Source organism: Nitrospirota bacterium, from assembly GCA_016214845.1.
GTDB lineage: Bacteria > Nitrospirota > Thermodesulfovibrionia > UBA6902 > UBA6902 > SURF-23.
In genome coordinates this window covers 80,659-96,358 of the sequence record JACRMS010000033.1, presented here as the reverse complement: position 1 = coordinate 96,358, position 15,700 = coordinate 80,659, and the positions used below count along the sequence as shown (strand labels likewise).

The window sequence follows — 15,700 nt, the reverse complement described above, 5'->3', positions numbered from 1 at the left end:
TTCATTTATATTGAAGAGTGTTAATTTGGGATAAAGTTGTGAATATTACCGGAGGGACGGAAGGTTATAAGGTATAATACGGTCCAATCCACAACCCTTAAGTTTTTATGTGAACTTGTAAGACTATTTCGTATTGATCTATTTCAGGGCTTCGCTGTGCAGTTTCTCAACTTCTTCTATCACATGAAGCATCCTGTCCCCCAATGAATGTAAGTCATGCATGACCTTCTCATTATATCCGCCTTCTTTATGCATAGACTTCATTTCAGTGCTCGCAAGGGTCTTCAATATAACAGCCTTACCGTCTTTTACCATGGCTGTTCCGCGCTCGATCAAATCCTTGTCTATCTTTTCAGCGCCGCTCATTTGTCCGAACATCAGGAGGTTTGCGCCTTCAAGGGCCTGGCAAAGGGCGTTATCCATCAAACGCATCATCGCGTGCATCTCATGCAGGGTCTTATCTTTCTCCGTCAGTTCCGCCTGAGCATTGAAAGAAAAAATCATTACTGCTGAAAAGATTAACGCTGCTGAAAAAGTTTTCATGGTTGTTTCTCCTTTTTTGCTGAATTTGCCCTCCGGTTTTTGAGGACATGAAGTTCACCTTATGTTCTAAAGTATATAAAATAATTATCTCACATATTTCTTACGTGTCAACAGCCTTCTCCCCCAGAAAAGATACAGACTCAAGTGCGGCATGAACCAAGCTGAATGGAAATTTGTTTTTTCGGCTATTGTCATTTGTGCTGCGGATAAATGCCCTTGGAGATAACGTATATTCAACTTAACTACCGACTCATGCAGTATTGTTAAATCCTCGCACGAACATGAATGTGTTACCTGCTACGTAGGGGCGGGTTTGAAACCCGCCCCTACGTAGAGCCGGACAATCACACTATAACTCCACATACTCTTTCGGCTCAAGATTGGTATGCATTTTCCATATTGAAGCTGTACCGTTTTTTATGCGGTACACTGCGAGAGGCTCATATCCTGCCTGCTCCACAAAGGGTTTCAGAAAGTCACGGTTGCTCACGATCTCCTTTTTCAGCTCAAGGTCCTCCACGAGCTCAACGGTACCGCTGAGCCTTACCTGAATGAGGTTTTCGTCACTGCCATTATTAAAAGAAAGCTCCACGCGGGGATTGGCAGTGAGTTGTTTGTAAAGGTCTCTCATCTTTCCGGTGTGGAACAAGATACCTTTTTCATCGGCTCTGTACAGGAGCATGCCCCGGACACGAGGCCTGTCCCCGTCAAGGGTTGCGATGTGGAAAACCGGATTGGCATTCAGGAAAGCGAGTATCTCGGATTTATTCATTGCACTTCTCCTCCATATAATTATTTAGCGGCTCTGATAATTATACGGGCAATTCAAGATCTCAGGCTTTCAATATCCTGCGATATTATTTAGAAATCCTGCTTTTGTTTATTGACTGTTCTGAACTTCGAAGGTGTGATCTTGTATTTTTTGCAAAAACTTGCCGTAAGGTATGCCGGGCTGCCGAACCCGCACTCAAGGGCGATCTCTGTAATTGACCTGTCCCCCGCAATAAGGAGCTTTTTCACCCGCCGCATCCGCATCTCATTTAAACAGTCCAGCGGCGTCTTCCCTGTTTCTGCCTTGAATACGTGTGAAAAATGTGAAGGAGACATGCAGGCGATCCCGGCCATATTTCCTATAGTCATCTTCGTGTGCATATGCGCATGGATATATTCGATGACCCTGCCGATTTCGACGCGGCCTGTAATTCTGTCTTCTACTGCTTTCACATCGAAAATACCCCTGATAATCGAATGGGAGATTTCCAGTCCAAGGCCGTGCAAAACAGCGTCGCAGCCCGGAACAGAGTTATCGGCCTCTATCATGAACTTATTCAGAAGAGGGACCAGATTGGAAGTTATATTATGAAACTCCCCATCGAAACATATGTCTCTTTTCACCGGGTAGAACGAAAGCTGCCTCTCGAAGAAAGACTTCCCGATCAGAATTGCGATATAGCGGGGAGTGAAGTCTGAAGGGAGCTCCTGGTGGGCGGTCCCGGGTGACAAACAGAAGATCTTTCCGGGGCGCGCTGTTATGGTCCGGCCGTTGAGCTTCACGCCGGTCTGGTCATCGAAATTAAGGACGAACATATACGCGGGGTGACTGTGCTCCGGGGTCAAGGCATAAAGGCATGCTCCGCCTACCGGCATGAAGAGCCCGATCTCGCCGGTGACAAAAGAATCCACGTAGCGAAGCTGCTCACTGGTAGCATCGCCGACGAGCCGGCGGATTATTTCGAGTTCCTTATTATTTTTTGTTTTCATTCAAGTCAGGTAATGTGCCTGTTTGTAATGTGGGTTTTATTATATAACCGGAGATTGAAACAGTACAGTTGCAGGATTACTGCCTGCAGTAAATTTTTGCATGCCAGAAATTTCTTTGTAACTTTTTCCCCGCCGGTATTTCCCCTCTAACTTCTTAACTTTGAACCGGTTGTAAAACAAATCATTATTTTTTCTCCCTGCGTGAGTGCAGTAATTATAGTGCGCCCCTGTTTTGACGTTAATCAGCTAACAGCATAATTTGAAAACGTTATTTGGTTAGGCACGGATATTGTAATGTCCTGATGTATCTACGAACCCAAAGTAATCGTACATAGAACTTAACTTGTTGTCATTCCGGCTTGTCCGGAATCTTTCCTCTGCTTCAAAGAAGGATTCCCGGCAAGCGGGAATGACGCTGTAGAGGACAGTTATTATGCAGCTTTCGATTGACCGGACAAGGCCGCAAAAACTCTATTACCAGCTTCTTGAAATATTAAAAGAACACATACAAAAAGGTGAATGGAAAGTCGGCACAAAGATACCGACAGAAGAGCAGCTTTGCGGCCAATACAATGTAAGCAAGGCAACAGTCAGATTAGCAATTGAAGAACTTGTCTCATTAGGCTACCTGAAAAAAATCCAGGGCAAAGGCACATTCGTCAGGAGAAGCAAACCGGATGACAGCATTTCCATGCTGATAAATTTCGGGGAGAGTGACGTCTGCGAATATTCCGCGTGTGTTTCCCGTGTAATTGAAAACAAGACCCTTCAGCCGGACAGGTGCGTGATCAATTATCTCAATCTCTCCGACGAGGACCATTGTTTTTTCCTTTTGCGGCTGATAATTGTCGACGGCACGCCGCTGACGCTGCAAAAGTTGTTCATCTCCTACAACCTCATGAGCGGCTTTATCAACGATAAGTATCCGGCAGACACCTCTCCATACGCGTTTATTGAAAGAAGGTGCGGGACAAAAATTCAAAGGATAAAAGAGATCGTTGATGTATCACTTGTCAGTGAAAAAGATGAGGCGCATCTGGAGCTTGCATCAAATTTACCTGTCCTCAGGACAAGGCACATATATTACGGGCACGGCGACACGCCCTTAAGTTTCTCCGAATCTTTATACAGGACAGACAAGTATCCCCGGACATCTGAGTTTGAACGGCTGAAAATTTAAAAGTTAAAACTGAGAAGTAAGAAGTGAGAAGTGAAGAAAAATGATTTTATTTTTGACTTCTAACTTCCTATTTCTTACTTCTGACTTATATGGAAGGGAGGTGAGACAATGGAAAATTTCATGAGCTGGATCGCGGAGCTTAACAAGAACAACCACACGGCATTCGGACTTCTAACTATCGGCACAATGGCGGGCATCGGCATCTTTATCGCTTTTGTAGCGGAGATGATCTTTAAGATGCTCGGAATAAAAAATGACAAGATCGAAATTCAACATTAAAGGTATCCTGAAAATTGGAGGGTCAAAAAAATGGACATGATGCTATATTTACCCATAGCAGGAGTTGAAATAATGGCCTGGCAGTTGGTCCTGCTTGGACTGACTGTCGGTGTCATAGGCGGGTTCTTCGGGATCGGGGGGGCCTTTATGGTCACGCCGGCCCTGAATGTTTTCGGTTTCCCTATGGCGTACGCGATAGGCACAGACATGGCGCATATCGCGGGGAAATCAATTGTCTCTACGGCAAAACACAGAAAGCTTGGCAATGTGGATATGAAGCTCGGCCTCATCATGGTGGTCTTCACGGCCATCGGGATTGAAGGCGGGTCAATGCTTATAATGTATCTCGAAAAGATTGGAAGGGTCGGGCCTATTGTCAGGACTGTATATATGGTTCTGCTGTTCGGGCTCGGATCATACATGCTCTATGAATATTTCAAACTTACAAGAGGCTCATCCGGGCACAAAGTAAAAGACGCAGGCACCTCAGGGCTTGCAAAGAAGATGCAGGGCATTTACATTCCCCCCATGATAAATCTCAAGGCATCCGGCATTACCATCTCTCTCTGGGTCATTGGCGGTGTTGCGACTTTCACAGGATTTCTCGCGGGCTTTTTAGGAGTCGGCGGAGGTTTCATAAGAATGCCTTCCCTGCTTTATGTTATTGGCTGCCCGACAACACTGGCAGTCGGCACGGACCTCTTTGAGGTAATGATCTCCGGGGCCTACGGCGCATTTTCTTATGCGTACAAAGCAAGGGTCGAACTTCTTGCCGCGGTAGTAATGCTCCTGGGCGCCGCAGTTGGAGCGCAGTTCGGGACAGTTGCAACAAAATATGTTAAAGGACTGACCATCAGACTTTACTTCGCTGTCACAATGCTTCTTGCCGGTGTGTCCGTTATTTTCAAGCATATCTCAGCGGGCTACAAATCTACGTACGAACCTGCTTTAAATGCATGGGCAAAGGCGACGAGCGGGCTGACAGGTAAGGGTGAGATCAAGGACTGGATCATGATGAACAAGTCAGCAGTAAAGGAATGGATGGCGCAGCAGCCGGACGCCGTGCTTGCGGCTAATGCGATGGAGAAGATATGGAATAATTATTCCGGCTATCTCATGTTAGGCGCTGCGTGCGCATTAAGCGGACTGATCATCATAAAGATGGTGCAGGGTGTGTTGTATGAAAGAAGGCTCGCCCAGCAGGTCAAGGTCCCGGCAGAGGAATAAAATTCCGGACAAGCTTGAACGGCATTTCAGTGGTCTTGCTTATAGCATTAGAAACGTAAGTTTTAAAAAGGAGGACACAATGGAAAAGAAAATAGTTGTATTAGTCCATCCGGGGCTGCCGTACAGGAAAACCATCAGGTACGCGCGCGAAAGAGCGAGAGATATGGGGGCTGCAATCCTGCTGCTTAGCGCAATCCCGGAATTTGATGAATCCGATAAAGTGGCCCTTGCCGTGCATGAATTTGCTTCATACGAGAACGTCTCAAGGCATATGGAAAAAGATATCATCGGATTTCTTGAGAGGGTTGTACAGTTTTGCCTTGACGACGGCATCACCGTAGACACACAGGTTGAAAGAGGAAGCGTGGAAGATGTTATTAAACGGGTGGTCAAAGATATAAACATCAAACTTGTTGTAGTGCCTACCCCTACAAAGGAAGCGCATCATGCGGCGTTTATCGGCACGATCAGGGAGTTTGCGCACAACATGCTTGAACACGAACTCAAATGCCCGGTTGTCTCAGTGTTAGCGACATAAAAGCAGGGGCGGGTTTCAAACCCGCCCCTGCTTTTCAACCCAATGGCATAGATAGGTGTCGATGGTGCTTGGAACACTAAAACATCTTCTATGCCTCTTTTTTCACCTTTGCCTTTTTCATGCTGAGGCCGAGGCCGTCAAACATGTAGAATATGGCATAGCCCCACCACATTGTATAAGCCACGTAGAACACGAGCAGCCCTGACATCATGCCTGCATGATCGGCGACTTTATTGGCGTCAATTTTGTAGAAGTTATAAGCGGGTTCGACGGCCTTTTTAGTGACATCGTCTACTACTTTTGCTTCGGCTATAACTTTCTGCTTCTTCAGTTCTTTGCCTATCTTGTTTAATGCCGCCCACCAGTTTTTCATTACCGTTTTTTCGTCATATCCGTATCTTTCGGAAACGGTTTTGCCGTCATTCTTATACATAGAATCGGAATCCGCGAGCGCGCTCTGCAGGATGGCCCCGAGGTCACCGTTTATCTTCAGCTCTGTATCTTTGGCCTCGACGTTAGCGCCTGCGGTTGTGAAAAGCTTTGAGGTGTGTTCGACATCTTCCGCCTTTTCGAGTTTTATGGTGATAGTAAGGGGCTTGCCTGCGAGAGGTTCAACCGACTTGGCCACCTTCGGGATAAAGTATGACGACCCCTTTGAAAGTTTATTGAACATGTCATCTGAAAACACGAGACCGTTCTTGCCGTTAAAGACAGGCGAGAAGATCAAGGCCAGCACGGCCAGAAACGATATCGCAAAAACAACTCCGACACTGAACATTTTTTTATTTCTTACTATCATGTTATGCCTCCTCCTTTACAAGGACAGGAGCTACACTTTCATCCTCTCCTCTTAAGGTTCCGATATTTACAACAAACTTACCTATAACCCATGCTGCAAACGCCGCGACAACTATCCAGAAGATGACGTTGCCGGCGGTTTCGATGCCCTTAACAACCGGTTTGGACCAGTCTATTACCTCAAGCTCCACGAGCTTCTTCGGCAGTGTTGCCGCCCTGTTGATGAAACCGGCCAGAATTGAAACCGCGTAAAATCCCCTGATGTGTATGCCCTTAACAACCTTTGTGGTGAGCGCTCCAACCTGAATGCCGATAAGCGAGCCCAGGAGCATTCCCATTGCCAGTGTGTAGAAGACATAGCCGTAAATCGCATACTGGGTTACCGCGCCGAGACCCGCCGTGAAGATGATCTGAAGTATGTCGGTTCCTACGGTTGTCATTGAAGAAACGCCGAATATATAGACGAACATGGGGAATGTAATGAACCCTCCGCCTACGCCCATGATTGCCGCCATGATCCCGACTACAACGCCTCCGAGGGCCACGATCACGCCTGAGATCTTTCTGCCGCCCGGCACATAGTCTTCATCAAACTTTATCATCGGCGGGACTTTTACCTTTTGTATCTTAATTGACAGGTCCGTCATGCCTGCTGAGCCGCCGTGTGCGTCGCCGGTGTCTTTTGATTTTCTTGCTTTCAGGAAATCCGCAAGGGCGTAGACCCCCAGAAAGCCTAACAGTATTGCATAAACCAGGCTGATAAACGCCTCGCTTAAATTGGGGTCATAATCGTAAAGGGCATGGTTGATGGCTCCGCCGATGAAAGTGCCGCCCGCAGACCCGACAAGGAACGCGATTGCAAGTTTACCCGAGACGTTGCCGAGTTTCTTGTGAACGGCCGTCCCCATGATCGCCTTTGCAAATATATGGAACAGGTCGGTCCCAACCGCGAGGATGCCCTTCACTCCTGCCGCCATCAAAGCGGGTGTGATAATAAAACCGCCGCCCGCGCCGATACATCCGGTAATCAGTCCCGCGCATAAACCTATCGCTATTGAGATAAGAAAAATATTTGTGGAATAAAATGCCGGCGCATATGCGGTCTTGCTGCCTAACATATCTCCTGCTTCGACAAAGGCGACTGCTATGATCGGCAGCAGCGCTACGCCGAGTATCCACAACTTCTTCCTTTTCTTTAAAATGCTCATTGAGACTTCGTAGTCCCATTTGGCGTGCTCGATGGACGCCATTTTCAGGAATTCAAATACACGTCTTCCGATTCCCATTTTGTTTTCCTCCTTTTTAATTTAAGTGTCAGTGTCAGTTGTTAGTGTCAGTGTTTCGTGCTTCAGTGCCTTTTACTTACACTAATCACTGTTTTTTTACGCCATTGAAGGCGATGCGCCTTTTGAGACCAGGACCAGCGGACATTTTAATTTCCTCCACGCATCAGAGAGCGTCCCGTCGTCCTGCTTACAATCGATATTAAGAACTTCCGATGATTCAATTACTACGAATTGGATATCTTTCCTCTTCTCTGTGTAATCAATGATCTCCTTTTTTACACAGCCTGTTTTTTCAGTGATCACATAATTTACTCCCTCCTTTTCAAGTGTGTTTTTAAAGTTATTCAATAAAGTCGCCGCGGATTCAGAGACGTACAGGATGTCGAGCCCGGCATTTATACGTTTGCACATGCTGAGCGCGTACCTGAAAGCGTTTACATCCGATTCATCTCCTCTTAGAGCAAGCAGTATCCTGCGTTTCCCTTTTATGATCTCCCTTGCTGTCTCAAATTCGCCTGCCTCTGCAAAAGCGGCTGCGGACATGATGTCTTCCAGTTTTTTGGTCAGCTTTTTCATCTTATTTCCTCGAGGCATCAGATATTTCTACCTTTCTCTTCCGGGCGCTCTCATTTCTTTCCGGGGCCTTTTTGTCGGTGTTATACGGTCAACTTTTTGCTCTTCATCTCTCATGATTTCCCTTGCCGTATCGTGTTCACCTTCTTCTGCATAGGCGGCTGCTGCATAGATGTTTTCTAATTTTCTTAACAGCCTTTTCATTTGTACACCTCCTTTACTTGTTTTCCTTTCTTATCTCAATATCCGTGCCAGTATGCGAAGGACCGTTTAACTCATTGAATTAATAAAGTAATACGCATTGGCACACAGTCGGTGTTCTGTGTGCCATTTGTTGCAATTTGCAATTGGCAGTTAATCGGGAGAATGCTTAATTCCTGATTGCGGTCCTGAAAAGATTGAAATTCAAAGATGTTAGATGGTGCTTTTAATTTCGGGAGACGGGCTGTTGCATCAGAAGGCTGATGATTGCATTATGCAACGAAATTGAATCAATTAAAAACAGTAGTTAGCAGTTAGTAGTTAGTAGTTGGCAGACCCGTAGACAATAGTTAGGGATTTCCAAACTACTGACTACTGACTACTGACTACTGAAATACTGACTACTGAAATACCTTGTAAGATAGTTACTAAAAATTATATAACATAGAATATGATCAGCCTTGTAGTTGTCTTCTCCATAATTATATTTATTGCCGGGTATCTGTTTTACGGCAGCTACCTGTCGAAACAGATGGACCTGGATGATTCACGCCAGACCCCGGCCTGCCAGGTAAATGATGGGGTGGATTTTGTCCCCGCAAAAGCCTCTTTGCTTTTGGGGCAGCACTTTTCCGCAATCGCGGCAGCAGGTCCGATTGTGGGGCCTATCCTGGCAGGCATCTGGTTCGGGTGGCTGCCAGCTCTGTTGTGGATAATAATCGGTTCTATCTTCATAGGCGGGGTGCATGATTTAACAAGCCTGTCAGCGTCGATCAGACATAAGGCCGCGTCAATCGGCGAGATCGTAAAAGAGCATATGTCCCGCACTTCATATATCCTCTTTCTTATCTTCATCTGGCTTGCCCTGATATATGTCATCATAGCCTTTACAGACATTACCGCCCAGACCTTCAAAACAGTGACGGCAGACACGGCTTACGGCCCCGGCGTGGCAGCGTCTTCCATACTTTATCTCCTGCTTGGAGCAATGATGGGTGTCCTTCTGTACAAGTTCAGGATAAGGCTTTCGCTTGCTACAGTGATATTCCTGCCGCTGGTTTTTCTTGTTATATGGATCGGGCCGAGACTGCCCCAGCCGGTGATCTCTCTTCTGTCAGGCATTACAGTAAAGCAATGGGATATCGTTTTATTGATGTACTGTTTTGGCGCGTCCGTGATACCGGTCTGGCTGCTGCTTCAGCCGCGCGGATATCTTGGCGGATGGCTTTTGTATATGACAATTATAATCGGATTGTCCGGCGCATTGTTCGGCGGTTTCAGTATTGAGTACCCCGCATTCAATATCGACGGAATGAAAAGTCTGGCGAACGGAAAATTAATCTTCCCTGTCTTATTTATCACGGTCGCCTGCGGCGCATGTTCAGGCTTTCATGGAATAGTAAGTTCAGGCACCACATCAAAGCAGCTCATGAAAGAAACCGACGCGCGTATTGTCGGCTACGGGGCCATGCTCCTTGAAGGCCTGGTCGGCGTGCTTGCGCTTGCAACGCTCATGATGATACCGAAGGGCTCACAAAGCCTTGGCAGTGATCCGAATCTTATTTATGCCAACGGCCTTGCCGGTTATCTGGGGCTGGTGGGTGTTGGTTTTAATATTGCATTCCCATTTGCGCTGCTCGCATTTTCAACCTTTGTATATGACACTCTTGATGTTACAACAAGACTTGCAAGGTATATTTTTCAGGAGCTGACAGGCTGGCAGTCAAAAACGGGAAGTCTTTTTGCCGCATTGATCACCCTGCTTGTGCCGTTTGCGTTTCTTATGCTTACAAAAGAAAAAGGATATCTGGTAGCATGGCCTATTTTTGGAACAAGCAACCAACTGCTTGCAAGCCTTGTTCTGCTGTCAATATCAGTTTGGTTGATCAAGAACGGCAAGAACGCGATGTATGCAATAGTTCCAATGCTGTTCATGCTGACAATGACGTTATGGTCACTGGCTTTATTAATCGTGCCCTCTCTGAAATTATTGTCTGCCCCGTCACAAGTTTTAGAGCTTAAGCCGGATGCGCTGATCTCCGCCATCTTCGGGATCATCCTGTTTTCTCTGAGTCTATTGCTGATATTTGAAGCGATAAGGATATTGGTATTAAAACCTGCTGAAATCAGTAAGGCCGAAACATAAATTCCGTCTTCCCCGGATATATCCCTGCAATTTACAGCTCAGCTTAACAGAGAAATATGATTGAATTTTTTGCTTAAGCGCAGCAACAAAAACATATCAGGGCGACCTGTATCAGGAGGTCGGGAAGAACCCTAAGAGTATAGCTTAAGATTTGATTTGAAAATGCCGATAATGGGTAATATGTAAGCAACTTCAGGAGAAAAGAGTTCACAATTGAAATTGCATATCAAGAGACATAAATTTTTAATCATTGCGATCATTGTTATTGCTGCAATAACAGGAATAGTTTTATTTGAAAACAGCAATATTCAGGGAAAAGAATTTATCCTGGCCGGACTCTGGATATTAACACTTATCACTTTTTTGGTCTGGATGTATTTTTACTATAAAAAGAAAAACGAACTGTTCAGTATTGCTTATGAGATGAGGGACATTGCTGAAGGAGAAGGGGACCTTACCAAAAGATTAGAGGGAGATTGGAAGGGGGACGTCGGCGAGCTTATGAAGTGGATGAATGTCTTTATAGAGAAGGTCCATAACGTCGTCAGCAAAGTTAAGGAAGCAGGTGACAAGGTCGCCTCGGCAAATCAGCATTTGAATGTTGTTACCGATACGATTTCCGAAAAGATGATCGCCCAGGCAGACAAGTCGGCGCAGGTAGCGGCCGCCTCTCATGAAATGGCCGAGGCTGTTGCAGACGTTGCCAAAAATACGTCCAACATTTCAACAGCGGCAAATGAAACTTTAAAACTCGCCCAGGAAGGCGGGGGAGTGGTCAACGCCTCTGTCGAAGAGGTTTTGAGGATAAAAACTGCGATGTCGGAGCTTGCCGGATTTATCAAATCACTCGGCGAACATTCAAATCAGATCGGCGAGATCGTCGAAGTAATTAATGATATCGCCGCTCAAACAAACCTGCTGGCGTTAAATGCGGCCATTGAAGCTGCAAGGGCAGGAGATGTAGGCAGGGGGTTTGCGGTTGTCGCAGATGAGGTAAAAAAGCTTTCTGAAAAAACGTCGAAATCTACCGGCGAGATCGGAGAGATGATCAAGACCATCCAGATACAGACAACGAATGCCGGAATCGCGATGGACGAAAGCCTTCAAAGAGTTGAGTCGGGGGTCGGTCTTTCAAATAAGGCGGGAGAATCACTGAAGCAAATTGTAGGCAGTGTAAATACGCTGCAGGAAATGCTGCAGCAGATCGCGGCGTCAACAATGGAAATGTCCGCTACAGCGGAACAGGTGAATCAGGACATCGAGGAGATAGCTTCTATCTCTTCAAATACTACCGGACACGCACAGGAAATGTATGCCACGTCATTTGAGCTTGCTCAGAGCGAACAACTCCTTGCCAGCGAGATAGCTTTTTTTAAAACTGGTAAACAAAATAACAGGCAGAACGGAAAGACTTTAAATTCAGGAGCCGGGGCGCTTTCACGGGAAGACAGCAATATCTCATAAACGAAATTCAGCAGCAGTCATTTATGCGTTCCGTTATACTTTCTTCTTTTCTTTCTTGTTGATGTACATCAGGGTATCAGCCTTATAAAGCAACTCGTCAACAGTGGAGGGATTCTCAGGGTCATAGTATGTAATCCCGATGCTCAATGACAGGTTGAACGTTTTCCCTTCCGGGGCGTTATATTCATCGAGGTGGGCCTGTAAACGTTTTGTGAGCGATGCGGGATTTGCATCTGGTGTTTCCATTGCAAGGACCACAAATTCATCCCCGCCTATCCGGGCGATAATGTCCGACTCTCTAAAGGTCTTTTTCAGGACTGCCGAGGCATCTCTTAAAGCCTGATCCCCTGTAATATGACCGAGAGTGTCGTTAATCGATTTCATATTATCGATGTCGGCGAAAATCAGCATCATAATTTTTTTGTCACGGCGGGCTGTTTTCAGTTGCTGGTAAGCAAGGGTCAGGAAACCTCGGCGGTTATGCAGGCCTGTCAGGTCGTCGACAAACGACATGGAGCGGAGCGCTTCTTCCGCTTCCTTAAGACTGGAAATGTCGGTTGCGATCTCAAGCCTTACAATGTTTCCGTCTATCCATTCGATGGCCCTGTCGCGAATATCGTACCATCTGCCATTTGCAGTGTTTTGAAATTCCCAATGATAAACGCCGACAGGTTTGCCGCAGCCGTCGAGCAGTTTGTCATTGGTGCAGAAGCCGCACAGTCCGGCCTGTCCGGATTGAAGCGCCTGCCAGCAGATTTTCCCTACGGCATCGCCGAAAATACTTTTCGCATATTTGTTCAAATACAGTAATTCATATGTTTTCATATCTGCGACATAAACAATGGCCTCTATGCCGTCCAGAACATTGATCAAGGCCTGATGGGACCGATGAAGCGCGTCTTCCAGGCGTTTACTATCGGTAATATCTCTGACGGCTTCTATCCCGGCAATGATTTTGCCGAATGAATCTCTTACAGGAGATGCTATAATTTCGTAGTAAAATGTCTCACCGTCTGTAGTCCTCGACTGTTTCAGCCTGTGGACTTTACCATCCTGAAAACACATTGCCAGGTGGCATCTTTCACAGACTGCGTCTCTATTCTGATATGCCTTGTAACAGTATTCTCCAACCTTATACCCCAACATATTTATGTGTAGCTGGTTTTGATATAACACCTTAAAATTCGTGTCCTGAATACTGATGCCGTCACCGATGGCGGCAATGATCGCGTCCAGTTTCGCTTTTTCGTCAGCAAGGGCTTTTATTGCATTTTGTAAATCCTCCTCAGCTCTCTTGCGTTCGGTAATATCGCGGGCTGCAGCAAATACACCGATGACTTCACCCTCCTCATTAGTGTAAACCGATGCATTGTAGATAACAGGTGTTATATGCCCTTCCCGATGTCTGATCTCCAGCGCATAATCGTGGACCATGCCTTCTCTGAAGACGTGCTGATAGCCTGCCCTCGCGTTTTCGGGTTCTGTGAAATAGTCTGAAAAATCAGTTCCGATAAGTTCTTTTCTCGAATAGCCCGTAACCTTTTCCGTGGCAATGTTCACATCAGTGATTTTACCGTCGGCAGCGATAGTGACGAAAGGATCAAGGCTCGCCTCAATCAGGCTGCGGTTATAGGCGCTTATCTGTTTCAGCTTCTCTTCCGCTTTTTTACGTACGGTGATATCCCTGTCAATTGCAAGGATATAGGGCTTTCCACCGATATGAATAAGCTGGGCCGATATTTCTGCAGGAAAGACTGAGCCGTCCTTCCTGACATGTCTTCCTTCAAAATGCAATGGCCTTCCTGCTAACAATGTTTTTGTTCTTTCCGGTATATGTCTGCCGGTTTCAGGCTCATCCAGAACTGATATAGGCTTTCCGATTAACTCTTCTCTGGTATAACCATGCATAGTGCAGGCGGCTTCGTTGGCGTCTTCGATGATTAACCCCCTGTCCGTTGACGACATGAGGAAAATGCTGTCGGAAGCCTGGTTAAACAAAGACCGGAATTTTTCTTCGCTTTCCCTGACCCTGGATTCCAGGGCATGTTTATTAAGCGCCATCTCGAGTACACGCTGAAGGTCAGGTGTTTCAAAGGGCTTTACGATATAGCCGAAAGGCGAGGTCGCCTTTGCGCGTTCAAATGTTTTTCCGTCTGCATGAGCTGTAAGATAGATCACCGGTATGTCGAAGCTTGTCATTATTTGTTCTGCCGTTTTGATCCCGTCAAGATTACCTTTGAGTACGATATCCATCAGAATGATATCCGGGCGTATCTCTCCAGCAGCCTTGACAGCTTCTTCAGCGGTTTGCGAGATCGCGGGGACATCATAGCCGAGCTCGTTAAGCGTGCCCTTCAGGTCTTCCGCGACTATTGCCTCATCCTCAACAATAAGCACTTTTGTCATTTGTTAAGTGAGACCTCCATAGTCTTTTACGAACTGTTCTTTTGTCTTGTATTTGTCATTCATCTTTGATAAATATTGAAGTAAAGCCCCCGTAGAAATCCTTAAAGCGAAGTATATCAGGTCTTCGTTTTTTTGCAATCGGGGACAAAATGTCATAATATATTTTAATAATGGACCAGTACAACCATGATCGTCGCGAAAACCGCAGGAACTTTCTGCCGTGGCTGCTGCTTATCCTGATACTTGCAGGCATCTGGTGGTATTTGTCCCGCCCCGGGACGCTTTATGATCCTCATGCGAAACCGCGTCCTGTTACCGCGAGAGGCGACCTTGCGGCAGATGAGAAAAACAACATTGAACTGTTTGAATCCACCTCCGCGTCAGTGGTCTACATTACAAGCATCGAGCTTCGGCGAAGTCTTTTCAGCATGGATGTTTATGAGGTCCCGCAGGGGACAGGCTCAGGATTTATCTGGGACAACAACGGCATGATCGTCACAAATTACCATGTCATTGAAGACGCCGGCCGTGTAGAGGTGACCCTTGCAGACCATTCCACCTGGAAGGGGGTTGTTGTCGGAGCGGCCCCTGACAAGGACATTGCTGTCCTGAGAATTTCCGCTCCTGCGGAAAAATTAAGGCCGATCACGGTTGGTGAATCAAAGGGCCTCAAAGTAGGGCAGAAGGTTTTTGCTATCGGCAATCCCTTCGGATTCGACCAGACAATGACCACCGGCATTGTCAGCGCGCTTAACCGCGAGATGAAATCTGCCACCGGCAGGGCCATTCAGGGGGTCGTCCAGACTGACGCTGCTATTAACCCGGGCAATTCAGGCGGCCCTCTTTTGGACAGCGCTGGAAGGCTCATAGGCGTGAACTCTGCGATATACAGCCCTTCGGGCGCAAGCGCGGGGATCGGTTTCGCTATTCCCGTGGACATAGTCAACCGCATTGTCCCGGAGCTTATCAGGCACGGAAGGGTGAGCCGTCCCGGCATAGGCGTATCTGTCGCTAATGTGAGCATCACCAGAAGGATGGGGATCAAAGGCGTCCTGTTAATCAATATCCAGCCGGGCAGCACAGCGGAAAAAGCCGGTTTGAGAGGAACAAAAAAGATTGGAGACGAAATCATACTCGGCGACATCATTGAAACAGTAAATGATAAACGTGTGTCGTCTTTTGATGATCTGAGAAATGAACTTGAAAAGTACCGCATAGGAGACGAAGTGACTTTGGGAGTGTTGCGTGATGACAGTAAAATTAAAGTGAGAGTGAGACTTGAAGACACCGGGTAGGCG

The 15,700-nt window shown here is 46.6% G+C and carries 15 protein-coding genes; 7 read left to right on the top strand and 8 right to left on the bottom strand.

From position 1 onward, the window contains the following. Window positions 1-138 precede the first annotated feature (138 nt). The 3 genes from HZB61_12295 to HZB61_12285 all read right to left on the bottom strand — a co-directional run bounded on the left by HZB61_12295 (window position 139) and on the right by HZB61_12285 (window position 2,304). Window positions 139-543, bottom strand: a complete 405-nt coding sequence (locus tag HZB61_12295; protein MBI5057385.1) for a hypothetical protein — start codon at window positions 541-543, stop codon at window positions 139-141. A 349-nt stretch (window positions 544-892) separates the two neighbouring features. Next, window positions 893-1,315 carry a pyridoxamine 5'-phosphate oxidase family protein gene (locus tag HZB61_12290; protein MBI5057384.1) on the bottom strand — a complete coding sequence of 141 codons (423 nt, stop codon included), beginning with the start codon at window positions 1,313-1,315 and terminating at the stop codon, window positions 893-895. Window positions 1,316-1,404: 89 nt separating this feature from the next. Next, a complete protein-coding gene (locus tag HZB61_12285; GenBank protein ID MBI5057383.1) occupies window positions 1,405-2,304 on the bottom strand; it encodes a helix-turn-helix transcriptional regulator in 900 nt (299 codons plus the stop codon). A 433-nt stretch (window positions 2,305-2,737) separates the two neighbouring features. Between HZB61_12285 and HZB61_12280 the strand changes: the two genes are divergently transcribed. From HZB61_12280 to HZB61_12265, 4 genes are all read left to right on the top strand, one after another. Further along, entirely contained in the window at window positions 2,738-3,484 is a 747-nt protein-coding gene (locus HZB61_12280; GenBank protein MBI5057382.1) for a GntR family transcriptional regulator, read from the top strand. A 108-nt stretch (window positions 3,485-3,592) separates the two neighbouring features. Next, a complete protein-coding gene (locus tag HZB61_12275; protein ID MBI5057381.1) occupies window positions 3,593-3,763 on the top strand; it encodes a hypothetical protein in 171 nt (56 codons plus the stop codon). A gap of 30 nt (window positions 3,764-3,793) precedes the next feature. After that, window positions 3,794-4,990, top strand: a complete 1,197-nt coding sequence (locus HZB61_12270) for a sulfite exporter TauE/SafE family protein (GenBank protein ID MBI5057380.1) — start codon at window positions 3,794-3,796, stop codon at window positions 4,988-4,990. A 79-nt stretch (window positions 4,991-5,069) separates the two neighbouring features. After that, the gene (locus HZB61_12265) at window positions 5,070-5,528 is read left to right on the top strand and encodes a universal stress protein (GenBank protein MBI5057379.1); all 459 of its coding nucleotides are present in this window, start codon (window positions 5,070-5,072) and stop codon (window positions 5,526-5,528) included. Between the two features lie 88 nt (window positions 5,529-5,616). On the opposite strand, the gene HZB61_12260 is transcribed toward HZB61_12265, so the two are convergent. The 4 genes from HZB61_12260 to HZB61_12245 form a co-directional block, all read right to left on the bottom strand. Next, entirely contained in the window at window positions 5,617-6,327 is a 711-nt protein-coding gene (locus HZB61_12260) for a hypothetical protein (protein MBI5057378.1), read from the bottom strand. A gap of 1 nt (window position 6,328) precedes the next feature. Beyond that, a complete protein-coding gene (locus tag HZB61_12255; GenBank protein MBI5057377.1) occupies window positions 6,329-7,612 on the bottom strand; it encodes a sulfite exporter TauE/SafE family protein in 1,284 nt (427 codons plus the stop codon). Window positions 7,613-7,708: 96 nt separating this feature from the next. Next, window positions 7,709-8,188, bottom strand: coding sequence for a universal stress protein (locus HZB61_12250; protein ID MBI5057376.1), 480 nt, complete (start codon window positions 8,186-8,188; stop codon window positions 7,709-7,711). Between the two features lie 27 nt (window positions 8,189-8,215). After that, window positions 8,216-8,389 (bottom strand): hypothetical protein, encoded by a 174-nt coding sequence (locus tag HZB61_12245; GenBank protein MBI5057375.1) that lies wholly within the window; start codon window positions 8,387-8,389, stop codon window positions 8,216-8,218. 448 nt (window positions 8,390-8,837) lie between these two features. Between HZB61_12245 and HZB61_12240 the strand changes: the two genes are divergently transcribed. Further along, a complete protein-coding gene (locus tag HZB61_12240) occupies window positions 8,838-10,532 on the top strand; it encodes a carbon starvation protein A (GenBank protein MBI5057374.1) in 1,695 nt (564 codons plus the stop codon). 213 nt (window positions 10,533-10,745) lie between these two features. Then, window positions 10,746-11,996 (top strand): methyl-accepting chemotaxis protein, encoded by a 1,251-nt coding sequence (locus HZB61_12235; GenBank protein MBI5057373.1) that lies wholly within the window; start codon window positions 10,746-10,748, stop codon window positions 11,994-11,996. Between the two features lie 33 nt (window positions 11,997-12,029). Here the strand turns inward: HZB61_12235 and HZB61_12230 are convergent, their stop codons facing one another. Next, the gene (locus HZB61_12230) at window positions 12,030-14,402 is read right to left on the bottom strand and encodes a PAS domain S-box protein (protein ID MBI5057372.1); all 2,373 of its coding nucleotides are present in this window, start codon (window positions 14,400-14,402) and stop codon (window positions 12,030-12,032) included. Between the two features lie 170 nt (window positions 14,403-14,572). Between HZB61_12230 and HZB61_12225 the strand changes: the two genes are divergently transcribed. After that, window positions 14,573-15,697 (top strand): trypsin-like peptidase domain-containing protein, encoded by a 1,125-nt coding sequence (locus HZB61_12225; protein ID MBI5057371.1) that lies wholly within the window; start codon window positions 14,573-14,575, stop codon window positions 15,695-15,697. The last annotated feature ends 3 nt before the right edge of the window (window positions 15,698-15,700 follow it).